The organism is Peribacillus simplex (assembly GCF_001542915.1).
GTDB classification, from domain to species: Bacteria; Bacillota; Bacilli; order Bacillales; family DSM-1321; genus Peribacillus; species Peribacillus simplex_B.
This window is the reverse complement of record NZ_LNNH01000012.1, coordinates 189,166-209,027: the sequence shown is the minus strand read 5'-3', so window position 1 is coordinate 209,027 and position 19,862 is coordinate 189,166. Positions and strand designations below refer to the sequence as shown.

General features: G+C 43.6%; 21 protein-coding genes. All 21 read left to right on the top strand.

Annotation, left to right across the window (positions count from 1 at the left end; genetic code table 11):
* The first annotated feature begins 190 nt into the window (after positions 1 to 190).
* The 21 genes from AS888_RS06125 to AS888_RS06025 all read left to right on the top strand — a co-directional run bounded on the left by AS888_RS06125 (position 191) and on the right by AS888_RS06025 (position 19,849).
* Positions 191 to 1,243, top strand: coding sequence for an L-threonylcarbamoyladenylate synthase (locus tag AS888_RS06125; RefSeq protein ID WP_061141289.1), 1,053 nt, complete (start codon positions 191 to 193; stop codon positions 1,241 to 1,243).
* Between the two features lie 78 nt (positions 1,244 to 1,321).
* On the top strand, positions 1,322 to 1,888 hold the full coding sequence (locus tag AS888_RS06120) for a manganese efflux pump MntP (RefSeq protein ID WP_061141288.1): 567 nt from the start codon (positions 1,322 to 1,324) through the stop codon (positions 1,886 to 1,888).
* 188 nt (positions 1,889 to 2,076) lie between these two features.
* Positions 2,077 to 2,520, top strand: coding sequence for a low molecular weight protein arginine phosphatase (locus AS888_RS06115; RefSeq protein WP_061141806.1), 444 nt, complete (start codon positions 2,077 to 2,079; stop codon positions 2,518 to 2,520).
* Between the two features lie 22 nt (positions 2,521 to 2,542).
* Positions 2,543 to 3,832, top strand: a complete 1,290-nt coding sequence (locus tag AS888_RS06110; RefSeq protein WP_061141287.1) for a methyl-accepting chemotaxis protein — start codon at positions 2,543 to 2,545, stop codon at positions 3,830 to 3,832.
* Positions 3,833 to 3,959: 127 nt separating this feature from the next.
* Positions 3,960 to 4,406 (top strand): ribose 5-phosphate isomerase B, encoded by a 447-nt coding sequence (rpiB, locus tag AS888_RS06105; protein ID WP_057911903.1) that lies wholly within the window; start codon positions 3,960 to 3,962, stop codon positions 4,404 to 4,406.
* An 81-nt stretch (positions 4,407 to 4,487) separates the two neighbouring features.
* The gene (locus AS888_RS06100) at positions 4,488 to 5,081 is read left to right on the top strand and encodes a TIGR01440 family protein (RefSeq protein ID WP_185113038.1); all 594 of its coding nucleotides are present in this window, start codon (positions 4,488 to 4,490) and stop codon (positions 5,079 to 5,081) included.
* 521 nt (positions 5,082 to 5,602) lie between these two features.
* A complete protein-coding gene (locus AS888_RS06095) occupies positions 5,603 to 6,844 on the top strand; it encodes a serine hydroxymethyltransferase (protein WP_061141286.1) in 1,242 nt (413 codons plus the stop codon).
* 219 nt (positions 6,845 to 7,063) lie between these two features.
* Complete coding sequence (upp, locus tag AS888_RS06090) at positions 7,064 to 7,693, top strand: uracil phosphoribosyltransferase (RefSeq protein WP_061141285.1); 630 nt, start codon at positions 7,064 to 7,066, stop codon at positions 7,691 to 7,693.
* A gap of 24 nt (positions 7,694 to 7,717) precedes the next feature.
* Positions 7,718 to 8,860, top strand: coding sequence for a non-hydrolyzing UDP-N-acetylglucosamine 2-epimerase (gene wecB, locus AS888_RS06085; RefSeq protein WP_061141284.1), 1,143 nt, complete (start codon positions 7,718 to 7,720; stop codon positions 8,858 to 8,860).
* A 305-nt stretch (positions 8,861 to 9,165) separates the two neighbouring features.
* Positions 9,166 to 11,388, top strand: coding sequence for a S8 family serine peptidase (locus AS888_RS06080; protein WP_081092358.1), 2,223 nt, complete (start codon positions 9,166 to 9,168; stop codon positions 11,386 to 11,388).
* Positions 11,389 to 11,674: 286 nt separating this feature from the next.
* A complete protein-coding gene (locus AS888_RS06075; RefSeq protein WP_061141282.1) occupies positions 11,675 to 12,043 on the top strand; it encodes an ATP synthase subunit I in 369 nt (122 codons plus the stop codon).
* Between the two features lie 22 nt (positions 12,044 to 12,065).
* The gene (gene atpB, locus AS888_RS06070; protein ID WP_061141281.1) at positions 12,066 to 12,782 is read left to right on the top strand and encodes a F0F1 ATP synthase subunit A; all 717 of its coding nucleotides are present in this window, start codon (positions 12,066 to 12,068) and stop codon (positions 12,780 to 12,782) included.
* Positions 12,783 to 12,856: 74 nt separating this feature from the next.
* On the top strand, positions 12,857 to 13,081 hold the full coding sequence (atpE, locus tag AS888_RS06065) for a F0F1 ATP synthase subunit C (protein ID WP_061141280.1): 225 nt from the start codon (positions 12,857 to 12,859) through the stop codon (positions 13,079 to 13,081).
* A 152-nt stretch (positions 13,082 to 13,233) separates the two neighbouring features.
* Entirely contained in the window at positions 13,234 to 13,752 is a 519-nt protein-coding gene (atpF, locus tag AS888_RS06060) for a F0F1 ATP synthase subunit B (protein WP_061141804.1), read from the top strand.
* Positions 13,749 to 14,285 (top strand): F0F1 ATP synthase subunit delta, encoded by a 537-nt coding sequence (locus AS888_RS06055; protein WP_061141279.1) that lies wholly within the window; start codon positions 13,749 to 13,751, stop codon positions 14,283 to 14,285. Before atpF ends, AS888_RS06055 begins: the two co-directional genes overlap by 4 nt.
* A 24-nt stretch (positions 14,286 to 14,309) precedes the next feature.
* A complete protein-coding gene (gene atpA / locus AS888_RS06050) occupies positions 14,310 to 15,818 on the top strand; it encodes a F0F1 ATP synthase subunit alpha (RefSeq protein ID WP_061141278.1) in 1,509 nt (502 codons plus the stop codon).
* Between the two features lie 37 nt (positions 15,819 to 15,855).
* Complete coding sequence (locus tag AS888_RS06045) at positions 15,856 to 16,716, top strand: F0F1 ATP synthase subunit gamma (protein WP_061141277.1); 861 nt, start codon at positions 15,856 to 15,858, stop codon at positions 16,714 to 16,716.
* A 92-nt stretch (positions 16,717 to 16,808) separates the two neighbouring features.
* Positions 16,809 to 18,206, top strand: a complete 1,398-nt coding sequence (gene atpD, locus AS888_RS06040) for a F0F1 ATP synthase subunit beta (protein WP_061141276.1) — start codon at positions 16,809 to 16,811, stop codon at positions 18,204 to 18,206.
* A gap of 25 nt (positions 18,207 to 18,231) precedes the next feature.
* The gene (locus AS888_RS06035; protein WP_061141275.1) at positions 18,232 to 18,633 is read left to right on the top strand and encodes a F0F1 ATP synthase subunit epsilon; all 402 of its coding nucleotides are present in this window, start codon (positions 18,232 to 18,234) and stop codon (positions 18,631 to 18,633) included.
* A 338-nt stretch (positions 18,634 to 18,971) separates the two neighbouring features.
* Positions 18,972 to 19,346, top strand: coding sequence for an NADH-quinone oxidoreductase subunit A (locus AS888_RS06030; protein WP_061141274.1), 375 nt, complete (start codon positions 18,972 to 18,974; stop codon positions 19,344 to 19,346).
* On the top strand, positions 19,337 to 19,849 hold the full coding sequence (locus tag AS888_RS06025; protein WP_061141273.1) for a NuoB/complex I 20 kDa subunit family protein: 513 nt from the start codon (positions 19,337 to 19,339) through the stop codon (positions 19,847 to 19,849). Before AS888_RS06030 ends, AS888_RS06025 begins: the two co-directional genes overlap by 10 nt.
* Positions 19,850 to 19,862 lie beyond the last annotated feature (13 nt).

Here is a 19,862-nt window from a genome sequence, read left to right as displayed (position 1 = left end):
AATATCCACAAACTTATCCACCGTTTCGATATGCTTATCCACAATTTGTGGATAACGCTTGAATTCTGTGTATACTTCTTTTATACTTTCAAAGTACTTTTAAGTAAAATCTATGCGATTTAATGAAAATATCGCTCATATAAAAGCGATTGGATAAAAAAAGAAATGGTAAAAGGCGATGGTGTTTAAAATGAAAACGAAAGTTTGGTCAGTGGATAAAAATGTGGATAATTTACAAAGTTATCCCCAAATTACAGAATCGGCTGAATTGTTAAAGGCCGGCCAAGTGGTTGCTTTTCCTACAGAGACCGTTTATGGACTAGGAGCGAATGCCAAAAGTGACGAGGCGGTGAAAAAAGTGTTTGAAGCGAAGGGCCGTCCAAGTGATAATCCTTTGATCGTCCATATAGCCTCTAAGGGGCAACTGGAGGATATTGTTGAAGACATTCCCGAAAAGGCTCGCAGGCTTATGGCTGAATTTTGGCCAGGACCTTTGACATTGATCTTGAAACATAAACCGGGCAAGCTATCAAACCTTGTGACAGCCGGATTGAACACGGTTGGCGTCAGGATGCCCGATCATCAGGTTGCCCTCGGCATCATTCGCACGAGTGATCTGCCTATTGCTGCTCCCAGCGCCAATACTTCAGGCAAACCAAGCCCTACTTCGGCTAAACATGTCGAGGATGACTTATTCGGGCGGATTGCAGGCATAGTCGATGGAGGCACGACAGGTGTAGGGGTGGAATCCACGGTTCTTGATTGCACGGTGGAGGTCCCGATTATTTTAAGGCCCGGCGGGGTGACTCTGGAACAACTGAAGGCCGTCATCGGCGATGTGCAGCAGGATGTCGCTTTGAAGAATCAGGATACGGCCCCAAAGGCTCCAGGCATGAAATATACTCACTATGCACCGAAAGCCCCTCTATATTTAGTCAAAGGTCATCCAGCTTTCCTGCAAAGGCTCGTCGATGAAAAAAGAAAGGCAGGGCTCAGGGTGGGCATCATAACGGCTCTTGAGCACGAAGCTGATTATAGGGCGGATCATGTGGTTGTCCCTGGTTCATTGGCGGAATTGGATACTGTTGCCACAGGGCTATATGATGCTTTGCGTCAGTTTGATGAGCTGGATGTGGATATCATTTTTAGTGAAAGTTTTCCTGAATCAGGTATTGGTGCTGCAGTCATGAATCGGCTTGAGAAGGCGGCAGGTCACCAAGTCATTGACGAATGGCATGTATAAATAAGCGCTGATTTTTATCCTTCTATTTCTTTTCGGACATGCATAACATGTAGTAGGCACGTCCGAGGGAGGATTGGGATGAATACATTTGCTGGAGAAATCATCACCTTATTGCTTATGGCATTCGCGTTGGGAATGGATGCCTTTTCAGTCGGTCTCGGCATGGGAATGTTTAAGCTGAGATTGAGGCAAATATTTTCTATAGGGCTGGTTGTAGGCATTTTTCATATTTGGATGCCTTTGCTTGGTATGGGGGCAGGGCGTTTCATTTCCGATAAATTTGGAACCTTTGCCACATATGCAGGTGGTCTTTTGCTGATCATACTTGGAATACAAATGTTCATTCCGGGTAAAAAGGATGAATCTGGTTCAAGGGAAAATAAGATGCTGGCGCCTGTTGGAAAAGGCCTGTTGATTTTCGCCTTAGGTGTAAGCTTGGATAGCTTTTCGGTAGGCTTGACCCTGGGGATTTACGGTGCAAAAACGGTTGTGACCATCCTTTGTTTTGGGATTGCTGCCACCCTTTTGACGTGGGCAGGTCTTTTACTGGGAAGAAAAATGCAGGGGTTGCTCGGTGTTTATAGTGAGATTCTTGGCGGCAGCATCCTATGTGCATTTGGTTTGAAATTATTGTTCTCGTTATAAATAAATCCAACATCATATTCGTCCTTCCTCAACTGTTCCGTTTCTGGGGCGGTTTTTATTTTTGTTTCTGGTTAAGGGCGGAAACGCTCAATCATGGGCAAAGGGGATTTTATATAGGCAGTGTCGTTTTTTTTTTGACTATAAAAAATCTGCGAAGGCTTATAATGGATAAAAAGGGAGGCTTTAAAATGATCCGAATATTATTTGTATGTACAGGCAACACATGCAGAAGCCCAATGGCAGAAGCGATTTTGAAGAATAAGAACCTTCCGGGTGTGGAAGTGAGGTCAGCTGGCGTCTACGCCTCCGCTGGACAAAGTGCTTCGATGCACGCTAGTCATATTCTCGTTGAAAATGACATTGTCCATAATCATCGATCGAAGCCTCTAACCAAAGAGGAAATGGAATGGGCGACTCATATTTTCACCATGACCCAAGGGCATAAAGCCGTCATCATCAGTGGACACCCCAATATGATCGATAAGACTTTTACTTTAAAAGAGTTCGTTCTTGACGATAAATATGATAGAGACATAATCGACCCATTTGGAGGTTCGGAAGGCATTTATCGGGAAACGTTCAAGGAGCTGCAAGATTTAATTGAAAAATTGGTCATGAGGCTGCAAGAGTAAGAAGTCTACAGGGGGAAATAGCATGGTGGGAAATTCGGGTTATAAGTTTGGTTTGAGAAAAAAATTAGTTATCTTCATCACGGTCCTCGCTCTGATCACCTACTCGATCTCAGCGTTTTTCATCTTCGTGGTCCAGCCCATGTTTTTTGCCAACATGAATTCACTTAGTTTTGGTGCAGGGACACTTTTATTAGGGATATTGTGGTCAGGGATTCTTGCGTTTTTTGCAGCAGGTGTCATTACCAAGCCTTTGAAAAATTTGGAAAAGGCCGTGCTGATTGCCGCCGATGGCAGCATTAATGAAGCGGTTGTACTGCCGAAGACGGATGATGAAATCCGTTCATTGGGCATTGCCTTCAACCATATGCTCTCTAACCTGCGGGAGATGGTTCGGAATATTGAAGCGAATTTCCATGAGACGAATGAAAAGGTCATCCATATTTCTCAAGAATCATCAAAAGCATCGGAACAGGCAGAAAACATGGCAACGACGATCGGGGAAATTTCGAAAGGGGCGGAAACCTCAGCCGCTTCCATCATGAATACGGCCGAATCGATTGACGAGGTCAGCATTTTAGCCCAGGAGGTTCAAACAAAAGCGCAGGAGTCCGTCGGTCTATCAGGTGAAATGGCTGCAGAGCTCATCAAGAGTAAAACGGTAGTCAATTCCTTGGTCGACGGCATCAATCAGCTTGCATATGGAAACCAACAGTCTTTGGAATCAGTCGAGCGCTTGGAGGAGCATGCAAAAAAAGTGGAACAAATCATCGGGCTTGTCGGAAATATCGCGGCACAGACGAACCTGCTTGCACTGAATGCCTCCATCGAAGCAGCCCGGGCGGGGGAGCATGGAAAAGGTTTTGCAGTTGTTGCTGAAGAAGTCCGGCTGTTAGCGGATCAAAGTGCTAAAGCTGTGCAGGGCATTTCGAACTTGGTTCAAAACATTCAGGTTGAAGTCAGGGCTGTCGTCAAGCAGATAAGTGATCAGGTCAAAACGGCAAATGAAGAGGCTCAAAAGGGGACGGAAACGGATATAGCTATAGAAGGCATGACAAAAACGGTACATAATGTTGTCGCTGCGGTAAAAGATATTACAGAGCTTATTGATCGTCAAATGGAAAGTGTAGAGGAAACATCCAGGCAGTCCCAGGAAGTGGCTGCCATTGCTCAGGAGACTTCTGCTGGAGCGATGGAGGTTATGGCTGTGACAAACGAGCAGGTAAACATGATGGAAAATGTCGAAAAATCGGCGTTGGAACTCAAAAACCAAGCGGAAAATCTGAAAAGCACCATTACACGCTTTCACACTTGAAAATTCCCTGCAGGAGACCGGAGCGGTTTCCTGCTTCTTTTTAGGCATGGACGGCGGCCGCCATCCTTTATCTTTTCACAATTTTGTGACACAATGAAATCAAATAAAAAGCAAGAGGAGGATTTTGATGAAAGTTGCGATTGCCTCGGATCATGGTGGAATTCATATCCGTGAAGAAATCAAGAATTTAATGAATGAGTTACAGATCCCGTTTGAGGATTTTGGCTGTGAATGCAGTACGTCAGTCGATTATCCGGATTATGCTTTGCCTGTTGCTGAAAAAGTGGCAAAGGGTGAGTTCGATCGGGGCATCTTGATCTGTGGTACAGGGATCGGGATGAGCATTGCAGCGAATAAAGTCAAAGGGATACGCTGTGCTTTGGTGCATGATGTCTATAGCGCTAAATTGACCCGTCAGCATAATGATACCAATATGCTGGCGATGGGAGAGCGTGTCATCGGACCTGGACTTGCCAGGGAAATCGCTCAAACATGGCTGACCTCGGAATTTGAAGGCGGCCGCCATCAAAATAGGATCGGAAAAATAGCCGACTATGAAGGAAAACATAGCTGAAGCGTAAATCCTTGAAAAGGATATGCAGTGATTTGACTTTTCTTCGGATAGCAAGTTTTCTTATTGAAAGGATGCGTTTTCATGTCAAGTGGAGCTAAAATTTCAAATGAACTTGAGAGATGGGAAAACCAGTTTCGGGAACTTTTGCATGAGTTTCAAGAAGAGGCGGCCTTGAAAGAGAAACAACTGTTGGTCATTGGCTGCAGTACAAGTGAAGTGGTGGGAAAACGGATCGGCACGGAAGGAACGCTCGATGTTGCCGGGATGATATTTTCCGTTGTGAGCGATTTTCAAGAAAAAACCGGTGTCCAAGTGGCCTATCAATGTTGCGAGCATCTTAATCGGGCCTTGGTCTTGCAAAGGGAAACGGCTGTGCGAAGAGGGTATGAAGAAGTGTCCGTCATACCGGTCAGGACGGCAGGCGGATCAATGGCAACATACGCCTTTCAACAATGGAAAGATGCCGTAGTCGTGGAGCATATTAAAGCGGAAGCGGGCATGGATATTGGGGATACCTTCATTGGTATGCATTTAAAGCATGTGGCCGTTCCGCTTCGATCTGCCATCAAGGAAATAGGGCACGCACATGTGACGATGGCAAAAACCCGCCCCAAACTTATCGGCGGGGAGCGGGCCGTCTATCAGGACATTTCCGTCAACAAGAGTTGTCATTGAGTAGACGGTTGGCACGCACGCCTGGTCTCGTTTGAGGCATGTTCCGTTTATAAGCAGGGTTTCGGAGGTCTCATTCCGGAACCCTTTTTGATTATTTGGATGGCCTGCACAAGAAACAAAGGTCCTGATCCGAGTGGAAAGTGACGTTTTAAGGGTAATATCTGAAATCCTTCGTGAAACCGACATCGCCTGACTGTAGACAAGCTCCATCAAGCCATGCCATTTTTAAATCGTCATAAATGGAAGGGATCTGTATTTCAGGGGGGATGGAAGTCATTTTAGCTTGTGAACCTAGGTTAAATGAAGTATTATACAAAAATAATAAGTTAAATACGAACATTTACAAATGTAAAAACATTTAACGTTCGATAAAATTACACTATCACTTCTAAAATAGACATGTTAAAATGGAGTAGAATTTTCTAATTATTATGGGACAGGCTTTTTCATGTCTTTATGAAGACATGTTGCACATAAATACTAAAAAGCGAATCACGCACATTTTGAGGAGGAATTACGGAATGAATCGTTTAGCCAAGCAAGATGAGCAAGTGTTTAACGCAATTCAACTGGAATTAGGGCGTCAAAGAAGTAAGATCGAGCTTATTGCTTCTGAAAACTTCGTGAGTGAAGCGGTCATGGAAGCTCAAGGATCGGTCCTAACCAATAAATATGCAGAAGGTTACCCTGGAAAACGTTATTATGGCGGTTGTGAGTATGTCGATATCGTTGAGGATCTGGCCCGTGATCGTGCAAAAGAGATTTTCGGCGGAGAGTATGTGAACGTACAGCCGCACTCTGGGGCTCAAGCCAATATGGCGGTATACTTCACGGTACTTCAAACAGGCGACACGGTGCTTGGCATGAACCTTTCCCATGGGGGACATTTAACACATGGCAGCCCGGTAAACTTCAGTGGCGTCAATTATAATTTTGTAGAATATGGTGTAGACGAAAAAGACCACCGTATCGATTATAATGATGTATTGGAAAAAGCGCGTCAGCACAAACCAAAAATGATCGTCGCAGGTGCGAGTGCGTATCCACGAGAAATTGATTTCAAGCGATTCCGCGAGATTGCAGATGAAGTTGGAGCATATTTGATGGTGGATATGGCCCATATCGCAGGTCTTGTTGCTGCAGGATTGCACCAAAGTCCTATCCCTTATGCTGATTTCGTAACGACAACAACTCACAAAACACTTCGCGGACCACGCGGTGGGATGATCATTTGTAAAGAAGAATTTGGCAAGAAAATCGATAAATCAATTTTCCCGGGTATTCAAGGCGGACCATTGATGCATGTAATCTCCGCTAAAGCTGTTGCATTCGGCGAAGCGCTTCAAGAAGATTTTAAAGTGTATGCACAGCAAATCATCGACAACGCCAAACGCTTGGGCGAAGGTTTGAAAAAGGAAGGGTTCACCCTTGTTTCTGATGGGACGGACAATCACTTGATTCTTCTTGATGTACGCTCTACAGGATTGACTGGAAAAATCGCTGAGCACGTTCTTGATGAAATCGGGATTACGGTTAACAAAAATGCGATTCCTTATGATCCGGAAAAACCATTCGTAACGAGTGGTATTCGTATCGGTACCGCTGCTGTGACATCGCGTGGCTTCGGTTTGGAAGATATGGATGAAATAGCATCGATCATCGGACTTGTTCTGAAGAATAATGAAGATGAGGCTAAACTTGAAGAAGCGAAACAACGTGTGGAATCGTTAACGAGTAAGTTCGAATTATATCCTTCATTGTAATATCCGAGCCGCTCCTTTTTTAGGAGTGGTTTTTTCTGCGGATTATAATTGAAGAATCTGAATTGTGAAAATAGGTCTGACATCTAAACCTTTATTGAAGATTGAACCTTTTTTCTGTAAAATAGGTTGAAGTGAATTTAAAGGCACGAAAATTTTTCTATTCAAATAGGGAAATCATAAAAAGAGCAAAATTAAGCAATGGAATTGGAGAGATGCCAAATGGGAAAAGTTTTTGTTTTCGATCACCCGTTAATTCAACACAAATTAGCCTATATACGCGATATAAATACAGGAACAAAAGAATTCCGCGAACTAGTTGATGAAGTGGCTTCATTGATGGCGTTTGAAATCACAAGGGATATGCCGCTTGAAGAGGTGGAAATCCAAACACCGGTAAGCACAGCGAAGGTGAAAATGCTCTCGGGTAAAAAAGTGGGGATCGTTCCAATCTTGCGTGCGGGCATAGGGATGGTGGACGGAATCATTAAATTGATTCCTGCTGCCAAGGTCGGACATGTCGGTCTATACCGTGATCCGGAAACATTGAAACCTGTCGAATATTATGCGAAAATGCCGAGTGATTTGGCTGAGAGGGAATGTATCGTCGTTGATCCAATGCTAGCTACCGGCGGTTCTGCCATCGAAGCGATCCACTCCATTAAAAAGCGCGGTGCGGTCAATATTAAATTCATGTGCCTGATTGCAGCTCCAGAAGGTGTGGATGCATTAAAAGAAGCTCATCCTGATGTGGATATTTATATTGCAGGACTTGATGAGAAGCTGAATGAACATGGTTACATCGTTCCAGGTCTGGGAGACGCGGGAGATCGTTTATTCGGCACAAAATAATGGATGGAAACTGAGGTGTAACGAATGAACGAACCGATAAAGGTCATGACAATTTTCGGTACGAGACCGGAAGCCGTCAAAATGGCTCCGTTAGTTTTGGAATTCCAAAAACACCCAGAACATTTCAAGCCGATCGTTGCCGTTACGGCTCAACATCGTCAAATGTTAGATCAAGTTCTTGAATTATTCTCGATCCAGCCGGATTATGACCTGAACATCATGAAGGATAGGCAAACACTTGCCGATATCACAACGAGGGCATTAAACGGTCTTGATTCCATCATGAAGGAAGCCAAGCCTGATATCGTCCTTGTCCATGGTGATACGACTACAACGTTTGTCGCCAGCCTGGCTGCCTTTTACAATCAGGTCGTCATTGGCCATGTAGAAGCGGGGTTGCGCACTTGGAATAAGTATTCCCCATACCCGGAAGAGATGAATCGCCAACTTACCGGGACGATGGCGGACTTGCATTTTGCTCCGACTTCAAAAGCGGAAGCGAATCTGTTGAACGAAAACAAGAAGGACAATATCTTCGTGACGGGGAATACGGCGACTGATGCTTTAAAAACGACGGTACGGTCCTCATACAGCCACCCCGTTTTAACTGGATTGGGAGAAGACAAGCTCATTTTACTGACTGCTCATCGCCGCGAAAATCTAGGGGAGCCGATGCGGAATATCTTCAGGGCTGTCAAGAGACTCATTGCCGAGCATGATGACATTCAAGTCGTTTACCCAGTCCATTTAAATCCACTTGTTCAGGAACTGGCAAATGAAATTCTCGGAGAGGAATCCCGGGTTCATTTAATCGAGCCATTGGATGTATTGGATTTTCATAACTTCGCTTCAAGGGCATATTTGATCATGACCGACTCTGGAGGCATCCAAGAAGAAGCGCCGTCACTTGGTGTACCCGTCCTTGTTTTAAGGGGTACGACTGAACGTCCTGAAGGGATATTGGCTGGTACTTTAAAATTGGCGGGCACTGATGAACAGATGGTCTTCAATATGGCACATGAATTACTGACGAACGAAGAAGAACATGAAAAAATGTCCAAGGCTTCGAATCCGTATGGTGATGGGAATGCTTCAGCTCGTATAGCGGAAGCGATCCGTTACTATTTCAAGCTAGTGGATGTACCGCCAACTAGATTTGATTCATAATGAAGGATAATTTTAGACTGCAGACAAACTCGATTTGTCTGCAGTTTTTTTGTTTGGATGGTTGGACTTTACCGTTGCATTCCATTGCGCGTGAAAAAGAAGGGCGCGTTTCGTTTCACTGGGGACCATCGTGAGTTACTTGCATAGGTCAGCTATATTGCCGGTGATTGCTTCAAATTCAAGAATGGGGCTGGGAAGTAGAAAAATAAAAAGGAAAAGCGATACTGCTTTTCCTTTTTATTTGCATACTCCAAGGTTGTTGAGAAAAGCTAACAGCTAAGGGGATGATTATGTTGAAGCTGGTAATGAAATTGTTCATATATATAACTGTTTTTCTTCTATTATTTACTTATTCATATGAAAAGGAAGCGGCATCCATCATTTTGCCGCCGTTGCCCAAGTTAACCGAATCTAAAAAAGTGACGGTCGTTGTCACGATGGATCAAGCTATTGAGCGAAAAAAAATCAGTGAACTGCTTGGGAAATATCCAACTCTCCAGTTACGGACGGTTTATTCGGTTGCGCTTAATGGTTTTTCGTTACGGGGAAGCCTCAATGAGATCGAACGGCTTAAAAAGGAAAATGATATCCAGGCGGTTACGGAGGTTTCCACGTATCATGCTGTCTTGGATGAAAGTGTCCCATACATAGGAGGAGAGAGGGTGAGAGCTTTCCTTGATGAGGAGAACCATCGAATCACCGGAAAAGGAGTCAAAGTTGGGGTGATCGACACAGGGATTGATTATACACATCCGGATTTACAACGGGCTTATCGGGGAGGGAAGGATCTGGTTGATGGTGATGGAGATCCGATGGAAACTAAAAAACAGGGTGAGCTGGATACATTACATGGAACGCACGTTGCAGGTATCATAGCTGCCAATGGAAAACTGAAGGGCGTAGCCCCGGAAGCGGAGATTTATGCATATCGGGCGCTGGGTCCAGGCGGTGCTGGGGATACCGAGCAAGTTTTGACGGCTATCGAGTCGGCAATGAAGGATGAGATGGATGTATTGAACCTATCTCTCGGCAATAACGTAAATGGTCCGGATTTACCGATATCGCTTGCGTTGAATAAGGCGGTCGAAAGCGGCATCGTAGCCGTGACTTCGAATGGAAACTCCGGTCCGGAGGTATGGACTGTCGGTTCTCCAGGAACCTCGGAAAAAGCGATTTCCGTCGGAGCATCCACTCCTCCTTTAAAGGTTCCGTTCATGGTTTACGGCCTAGGTTCGAAAAAGCATCATACGCGCTTGCATTCATTTCAAGGGTCGAGGAAATGGAATCTGGCGTTTTCCGAAGAGGTGATGGATGGCGGTCTTGGAGATGAAAAAGACCTGAAGCATGCCCAGGATAAGATTGTGTTGCTGGAGCGCGGGGTACTCACTTTCCAGCAGAAGGCATCCAATGCGGCGAAGGCGGGTGCCGAAGGAGTGATCATCTATAATAATACGGGCGGGACCTTTACAGGAAGCCTGGAAAAAGAAATGAATATCCCAGTAGCTTCTATTAATAGAAGAGATGGGTTGCGCCTTAAGAAAGTCATGGAGCAAGAGCATAGTCATACCGTTCGCTTCTTATATAAAAACGAACAAGATCGGCTCGCTGATTTTAGCTCAAGAGGTCCGGTGACAGTATCATGGGGAATAAAGCCGGACGTATTGGCGCCTGGAGTCGAAATTGAAAGCACCATTCCTAATGGATATATGTCCCTCGACGGAACCAGCATGTCAGCTCCGCATGTGGCAGGAGCGTGCGCGTTGATTTTGCAAAAGCATCCGGACTGGAACCCCGATCAAGTGAAATCGGCATTGATGAGCACATCCAAGCCATTAAGGAAATCTGCCGGCGAATTTTATCACACATATGAACAAGGGGCGGGACGCATCCAGATCGACGAAGCCTTAAAGGCGGACACGCTCTTGAATCCAAGCTCGTTATCATTTGGGATGTATACGAAAAAGGGTGGAATTGAAGAGCATCATGAAACGATATTGATCGAAAATACGGGAACGAAGATGAGGAACTATTCGTTTAAAGTGCCACTAAAGGAGAAGGGGCTCACATGGGAGCTGCCGAAATCCCTTACTTTGAAGCCGAAGGAAAAGAAAAGGCTGAAAGTGGGGCTTCAGGTAAACCCGGCTGATTTGGAAAAGGGAGTCTTCGATGGCTACCTTCTTATAATGGAAGGAACGAAAAGAATTTCCCTTCCCTATTTATATGTGAAAGAAGAGCCTGATTATCCAAGGGTGATGGGTTTTGATTTTGGACAAGGAGATCAAGCTGGAACTTATCGTTACGAAATGTACCTTCCGAGGGGGGCCGACGAATTCGGGATTGCCCTTTATGAGGAAGATAGCTTAAAATTTGCAGGATATCTGGATTGGTCGAAGCCGGCACCTTCTGGTTTGATCAAAAAGAATGTCCTGAGGAAGAACTTGCCACCTAAAGGAGTGTATAAAGCAATTATCTTTGCAAGGAGGAATGGAAGGGAAGATCGGGTGGAAAAGACGTTACATATTGAGTGAACATAAGACAATATGTAAAATAAATCGGATGTCAATAGCATAAAAAAGATAATTTGTGAACGTTTCGTTAATAATTACAAACCTGTGACAAATTTCACTAACCACTCATTGACATTGATTCTAGCCTATTGTATGCTAACAAAGGATGTAGAATGAGAGGGGTTTCATACGTCAATAACGTGACAAATAGGAGTGCTTTTTCGACTCTCTATTTGGACTTATTACGGGCAAATTTACCTTGCTAACCCACAGATCTACAATATTTCTAGGGAGATTACATGATAAAATGCTAGAATTGGAAAAAATGTTCAATAGGCAGCTGAAATACATGCTGTATCTAATGGGTATTTATGTGATTGGGGTGGCATTCACATCATATGATTCAGTCTTCCAAGGATTGTTGCTTGGTACTGCCTTCAGCCTGTTTATTTTTTGGTCCATGGTCAAAAAAAACAAAAAGTTTGCCCAAGAAGTAGCGGAGGGTAAAAAAACGCGCTCACTTGGTAGTTTAACTAGAATGTCTGTGGCGGGTTTAGCTGCAATTATCGCATTGAAGTATCCCTATGAGTTTCAAGTGGTCTGCGTGGTTGTGGGATTAATGACGGTTTATTTTGTCATTATGATAGATTTTTTTATACAAAACATACGTAGGTAGTAAAGAAGAGAGGTGAATACTGTTGAATCATGAAGCTCCTATGTGGGAATTTATGGAGACTGGAATACATTTCAACTTGGCTAATGTGCTAATGATGACTATCGCAAGTCTCATCGTCTTCATTATTGCTGTAACAGCAACTCGTAAACTTGCGATGAAGCCAACAGGAATGCAAAACTTTATCGAATGGGTTATGGATTTTGTGAAAAACATCATCAACAGCAATATGGATTGGCGTACGGGTGGTCAGTTCCTTATGTTGGGAATGACATTAATATTGTACGTATTTGTTTCGAACATGCTAGGATTGCCTTTCTCCGTTGTAATAGGAGGAGAGCTTTGGTGGAAATCACCTACATCTGATCCAGCAATAACTCTAGCCTTGGCAGTCATGGTATTGGGATTGACCCATTATTATGGTATCAGGATGAGAGGTATGAAGAATTATGCAAAAACTTACGTCCAACCAATGGGTTTCTTGTTTCCGTTAAAGATTATTGAAGAGCTTGCCAATACGTTAACTCTTGGATTGCGGCTATACGGAAATATCTATGCGGGTGAGTTACTATTAACCTTACTGGCTGGTCTAGGCACAAGCAGCGCATTTGGTGCGATTGGTGCTGCCATTCCAATGTTGGCTTGGGAAGGGTTCAGTGTGTTTGTCGGCTCCATCCAAGCATTCATTTTCACTATGTTAACAATGGTTTATCTTTCCCATAAAGTAAGTGACGACCATTAATTATAAGTATTGTTCATTTTGAACATTATATTGATCAAAAAAAATAAAACAACATTTCAAGGAGGAAATTTATCATGACAGGTTCTTTAGGTCTTATAGCTGCTGCTATCGCAGTTGGATTAGGTGCACTAGGTGCGGGTATTGGTAACGGTCTTATCGTTGGACGTACAATTGAAGGAATGGCTCGTCAGCCGGAAGCTCGTGGTATGCTTCAAACGACTATGTTCGTCGGTATCGCTTTAGTTGAAGCATTACCAATCATCGCGGTAGTTATCGCGTTTATTGTTCTAGGTAAATAAGATAACTTGAAAGAGTTCCATAATGGCGAAGATGATCCAAGGAGAACCTTCGCCATTGCTCTGTGTTAAAGTGAATAATTATTATGGCAGGATACTGTCAATTGAAAATACAGAACTTCAATAGTGAATCTCATGAAGGGAGTGAACCGAGCGTGTTAACAAGCAATTTTGTACTTGGTCAAGCAGGCCACTTTAATGGTGGAGATATCTTATACCAACTTTTCATTTTCATCGTATTGTTAGCGTTGCTTAAAAAGTTTGCATGGGGTCCATTGATGGGCATCATGAAAGAACGTGAAGCGCATGTCGCAAACGAAATCGAAGCAGCTGAAGTTAGTAGAAAAGAAGCGCTGAAGTATCTGGAAGAACAGCGTGAAATCGTAAAACAATCTCGCACAGAAGCGGGACAACTTATAGAGAATGCTAAACAACAAGGTGAGGCTCAACGCGAAGATATCATTAATCAAGCGCGTGCTGAAGCTGAACGTGTTAAGGAATCAGCAAAACGTGAAATCGTACAAGAGAGAGAAAAAGCAGTTGCCGCATTGCGCGAGCAAGTTGCATCTTTATCTGTCATGATCGCATCTAAGGTGATTGAAAAAGAACTATCACAAGCTGATCAAGAAAAATTAATAAATGAATATATTCAAGAGGCAGGAGAAGGTAAATGAGCGATATAACTGTAGCAGGACGTTATGCTGTAGCTCTTTTCCAAATTGCGAAAGAGCAAAATCTCATTAACCAACTTGAAGAAGAGCTTCGCATAGTGCATGAAGTTTTCACGAAGGATAAGGAGCTTTTAAGTTTCTTGGCTCATCCTAAAATGACTGGCGATGCAAAACGTGAAGTGATGAAAAATGCCTTTGCAGGAATATCACCTTCCGTTCAAAATACTGTAATGCTAATGGTTGAGCGCCATCGCACAGCTGAAGTCGCTCCCATGGCAGCAGAGTTCATTGAACTAGCCAATGAAGAAAACTCAGTTGCGGATGCGACTGTCTATACAGTCAATCCTTTAACTGAAGCTGAAGCGGAAGCTGTGTCTTCAGCTTTTGCTGCAAAAATCGGCAAACGGAATCTACGCATTACCAATATTACGGATAGCACGATCATTGGCGGAATGAAGCTCCAAATCGGCAACCGTATTTATGACGGGACGATCAGCGGTAAGCTAGATCGCCTTAGCAAACAACTATTAGGTTAATATTCACAGATAGGGGTGAAATTCATGAGCATCAAAGCTGAAGAAATCAGTGCGCTGATTAAAAAGCAGATTGAAAACTATCAGTCGGAAATTAAAGTAAGCGATGTGGGTACAGTCATCACGGTTGGTGATGGTATCGCACGCGTTCATGGTTTAGATAATGCAATGTCTGGGGAGCTCTTAGAATTTTCCAATGGTTCAATGGGTTTAGCACAAAACCTGGAGCAAAATAACGTAGGTGTTGTTATTCTTGGACCGTTCAGAGACATTAAAGAAGGCAGTGAAGTACGCCGTACGGGCCGTATCATGGAAGTGCCTGTAGGAGAAGAATTAATCGGACGTGTCGTGAATCCGCTTGGACAGCCATTGGATGGCCTTGGTCCAATCGCTACAACGAAAACTCGTCCAATCGAAAGCCCTGCAACTGGTGTAATGGACCGTAAATCAGTTCATGAACCACTGCAAACAGGTATTAAAGCAATCGATGCATTGGTTCCAATCGGTCGCGGACAACGTGAGTTAATCATCGGTGACCGTCAAACTGGTAAAACATCCGTTGCGATCGATACAATCCTTAACCAAGCTGACCAAGATATGATCTGTATCTATGTGGCTATCGGACAAAAGGAATCAACGGTTCGTGGAACAGTTGAAACGCTTCGTAAAAACGGTGCATTGGATTACACAATCGTAGTATCTGCATCAGCATCTCAACCGGCACCACTTTTATACCTAGCTCCTTATGCTGGTGTGACTATGGGTGAAGAGTTCATGTTCGCTGGTAAGCACGTTCTTGTCGTGTATGATGATCTTTCGAAACAAGCATCTGCATACCGTGAACTTTCCTTGCTACTTCGTCGTCCTCCAGGCCGTGAAGCATTCCCAGGGGATGTATTCTACTTGCACTCCCGTTTACTTGAGCGTGCAGCAAAATTGAACGACACTTTAGGTGCTGGATCAATCACTGCACTTCCGTTTGTTGAAACACAAGCAGGCGATATCTCTGCTTACATTCCAACAAACGTTATCTCCATCACGGATGGACAAATCTTCCTGCAATCCGATTTGTTCTTCTCGGGTGTTCGTCCTGCGATCAACGCTGGTCTTTCCGTATCCCGTGTTGGTGGATCTGCACAAATTAAAGCGATGAAAAAAGTTGCCGGTACATTGCGTTTGGACTTGGCTTCTTACCGTGAATTGGAAGCATTCTCTCAATTCGGTTCAGATCTGGATGCTGCAACACAAGCAAAACTTAACCGTGGTGCTCGTACAGTTGAAGTTCTTAAACAAGATCTAAACAAACCGATTAAAGTTGAAAAACAAGTCATGATTTTCTATGCTTTGACTAAAGGTCATTTAGATGATATTCCAGTTTCGGATATCCTTCGTTTTGAAGAAGAATACTATGTGTTCCTTGATCGTTCTCATCCGGAATTATTAGATCACATTCGCACAACTAAAGGTCTTCCTGAAGACGCTGCTGTCGTTGCTGCCATTAACGAGTTCAAAAAGAACTTCGTTATTTCTGAATAATAAGGTCTAACTAATTTTTAAAGGGTGGTGAGAATGAATGGCCTCTTTACGCGATATTAAGTCTCGGATTACTTCAACGAAAAAGACGAGTCAAATTACAAAAGCGATGCAGATGGTATCTGCTTCTAAAATGAACCGTGCCGAAGCTAATGCTAAAGCATATGTTCCATATATGGAAAAAATTCAAGAAGTGGTATCCAGTATTGCGAACGGAAGTACGGGTGCCTCTCATCCAATGCTTACTTCACGTCCAGTTAAGAAAACCGGATACTTGGTTATCACATCGGACCGTGGTTTGGCTGGGGCCTACAATAGTAGCATCCTTCGCCAAGTTCATAAGACCATTCTTGAACGCCATAAATCCAATGATGAGTTCGTCATTATCGCAATCGGAAGGGTTGGCCGTGATTTCTTTGTCAGCCGTAATATGCACGTAGAGCTTGAAGTAATTGGAGTTCCCGATCAGCCGTCTTTCGCTGACATCAGCTCCCTTGCAAAATCCACAGTGAACTTATATTTGAATGAGCTGTGTGATGAGCTTTATATGTACTATAACCATTATGTCAGCCCGATCCAGCAGGAAGTAACGGAAACGCAAATCCTTCCGTTATCTGACTTTGATACTTCCAATTCAACATTGACGACTTATGAATTTGAACCGAATGCGGAAGAAATCCTTGAGGTATTATTGCCTCAGTACGCTGAAAGTTTGATTTATGGTGCTTTGTTAGATGGTAAAGCAAGTGAGCACTCTGCACGTATGACTGCAATGAAAAATGCAACAGATAATGCAAAAGAGTTGATTGACTCACTTTCATTACAATATAACCGTGCACGTCAGGCAGCGATCACTCAAGAAATCACCGAGATTGTCGGCGGTGCAGCTGCTCTAGAATAGAACCATTAAAGGGGCGGTCAGCCCGGACTAGGCTTGGCTGTCCCATAATATCGATACGATAGTCGTTATAAGCAACGTTAGGAGGGAAAACGATGAATATAGGACGCGTTACTCAAGTTATGGGTCCGGTTGTTGACGTGAAATTCGAAGACGGACAACTTCCTAAGATCTATAACGCGTTAAGAATCGAAAATACAGCGTCTGGTACAGGACTAACTCTTGAAGTGGCCCTTCAACTAGGTGATAATACAGTTCGTACTGTAGCAATGTCTTCCACTGATGGGTTAACCCGTGGTGCAGAGACACTTGATACAGGAGCTCCAATTTCCGTTCCTGTAGGTGAAGTTACTCTAGGTCGCGTTTTCAACGTTTTAGGGGAAAACATTGACCTATTCGAACCACTTACAGCAGAGGTGCGTCGTGATCCGATTCACAGACAAGCACCAACTTTCGAGGAATTATCAACACAAGTTGAAATTCTTGAAACGGGTATTAAAGTAGTAGATTTACTTGCCCCTTATATCAAAGGTGGTAAAATCGGTCTCTTTGGTGGAGCCGGTGTTGGTAAAACTGTACTTATCCAAGAACTTATCAATAACATCGCACAAGAGCACGGCGGTATCTCCGTATTCGCTGGTGTAGGTGAGCGTACTCGTGAAGGTAATGACCTTTTCTACGAGATGACTGATTCCGGTGTTATCAAGAAAACAGCGATGGTATTCGGACAAATGAACGAGCCACCTGGTGCACGTATGCGTGTCGCTTTAAGTGGTTTGACAATGGCTGAATATTTCCGTGACGAACAAGGACAAGACGTTCTTTTCTTCATCGATAACATCTTCCGTTTCACGCAAGCAGGTTCCGAGGTTTCTGCCCTACTAGGCCGTATGCCTTCTGCTGTAGGTTACCAACCAACCCTTGCAACGGAAATGGGTCAACTGCAAGAGCGTATCACTTCAACGAATAAAGGTTCCGTTACTTCCATTCAAGCGATTTATGTACCTGCCGATGACTATACGGATCCGGCTCCGGCTACTACTTTCGCTCACTTGGATGCAACAACTAACCTTGAGCGTAAACTTTCTGAAATGGGTATCTACCCAGCGGTTGATCCGTTGGCGTCATCTTCTCGTGCTCTTAGCCCGGAAATCGTTGGAGCTGAGCATTATAAAGTGGCACGTCAAGTTCAATCAACTCTACAGAAATATAAAGAACTTCAAGATATCATTGCGATCTTGGGTATGGACGAATTAAGCGAAGACGAAAAAGTTATCGTTGCCCGTGCTCGTAGAATCCAAAACTTCTTGTCACAAAACTTCCACGTGGCTGAACAATTCACTGGTCAAAAAGGATCTTATGTACCAGTTAAAGAAACAGTCCAAGGATTCAAAGATATCCTAGCTGGAAAATATGACGACCTTCCTGAAGATGCTTTCCGTCTAGTTGGCCGCATCGAAGAAGTTATTGCTAAAGCAAAAGAAATGGCTTAATTAAAGGGACCTAGGAGGGAATGAAATGAAGACCATTAAAGTCAATGTTGTTACTCCCGATGGCCCAGTATATGATGCAGAAGTTGAAATGGTAAGCACTAAAGCTAAAAGCGGTGAGATGGGAATCATGGCTGGACACGTTCCAACCGTAGCCCCGCTTACCATTGGTGCTGTCCGTCTTAAGAATGGAAGCAACACAGACTATGTAGCTGTAAATGGTGGCTTCTTGGAAGTCCGCCCTGATGTGGTAACCATTTTGGCTCAATCTGCTGAAAGAGCTGAAACTATCGATCTTACACGTGCTCAAGCAGCAAAGGCACGTGCAGAACAAAGATTGCAAAATAATGATGGATCGAATGATGTCAAAAGAGCTGATCTAGCTCTTAAACGTGCCATCAACCGAATCCAAATTGCAGAAATGCGATAACCATATATGGTGAAAACACCTGAATGAACCAACCGGTTCATTCAGGTGTTTTTTTCTTTCTTGTCATGGAAGGTCGTAATGGGAAAAAATCTGCTGAAATCCCTCGAATGATGGAACAAACTATTTTCCATATAAATCCTCCACTCGTCGACATCTGATAGTCAAAATGTTATAATGTATACGCTTACATTTTTACTTCCACCCCCCCTCTCGCCACGTTGCTTCTAAAAGATTGCTACTCTGCATAAATATTTAAAACGGCATCCAACAAAAAAGAAGACAAGCAAATTGAACATGTATCCATTAACTTTTGAATGATCCATAAAAGGGAGATGAATATGGGACAGCTGCATTTATACCAAAATAATTATTTAATCGTATTTGTTTTTCTTTGTCTCGGGATATTATTACCTGTTATTGCACTGTTTCTTGGCAAGCTGCTTAGGCCTTACAAACCGACGGATATGAAATATACGACGTATGAAAGCGGTATCGATCCTTTTTCGGATTCAAGGGTCCAATTCAATGTTCGATATTATTTATTCGGATTGATGTTCGTCATTTTTGATGTAGAGACGGTCTTTCTCTACCCGTGGGCAGTGGCCTATGATGAGCTAGGTTTGTTTGCGCTTATTGAAATGCTATTTTTCGTCATCATCCTGATGCTAGGACTAATTTATGCTTGGAAAAAGAAGGTGTTGAAATGGAATTGAGATTAGACGACCTCACCCCTGCCGAAATGGAAGAGATGCGGCAAAGCATTTTTTTATCAACGCTTGAACAAATTAAGGGCTGGGCTAGAAGCAACTCCCTCTGGCCAATGACATTCGGTTTAGCATGCTGTGCAATTGAAATGATGGGTGTGGGCTCCTCACATTACGATTTGGATCGTTTCGGTTCTTTTTTCAGGACGTCACCCCGGCAATCTGATGTCATGATCGTTTCAGGTACGGTAACGAAAAAAATGGCACCAATCATAAGTAGATTATATGACCAAATGCCAGAACCTAAATGGGTCATTGCCATGGGCTCCTGCGCAACGGCAGGGGGTCCGTATGTGAAGTCCTACTCGGTGGTCAAAGGGGTTGATCAAATCGTGCCAGTCGATGTATATATCCCCGGTTGTCCCCCAAATCCGGCAGCTCTTATTTATGGAATCAATAAATTAAAAGAAAAAATCCGTTACGAGGCGAAAACCGGAAAGCGGGTGATATAGATGAATGAGGATC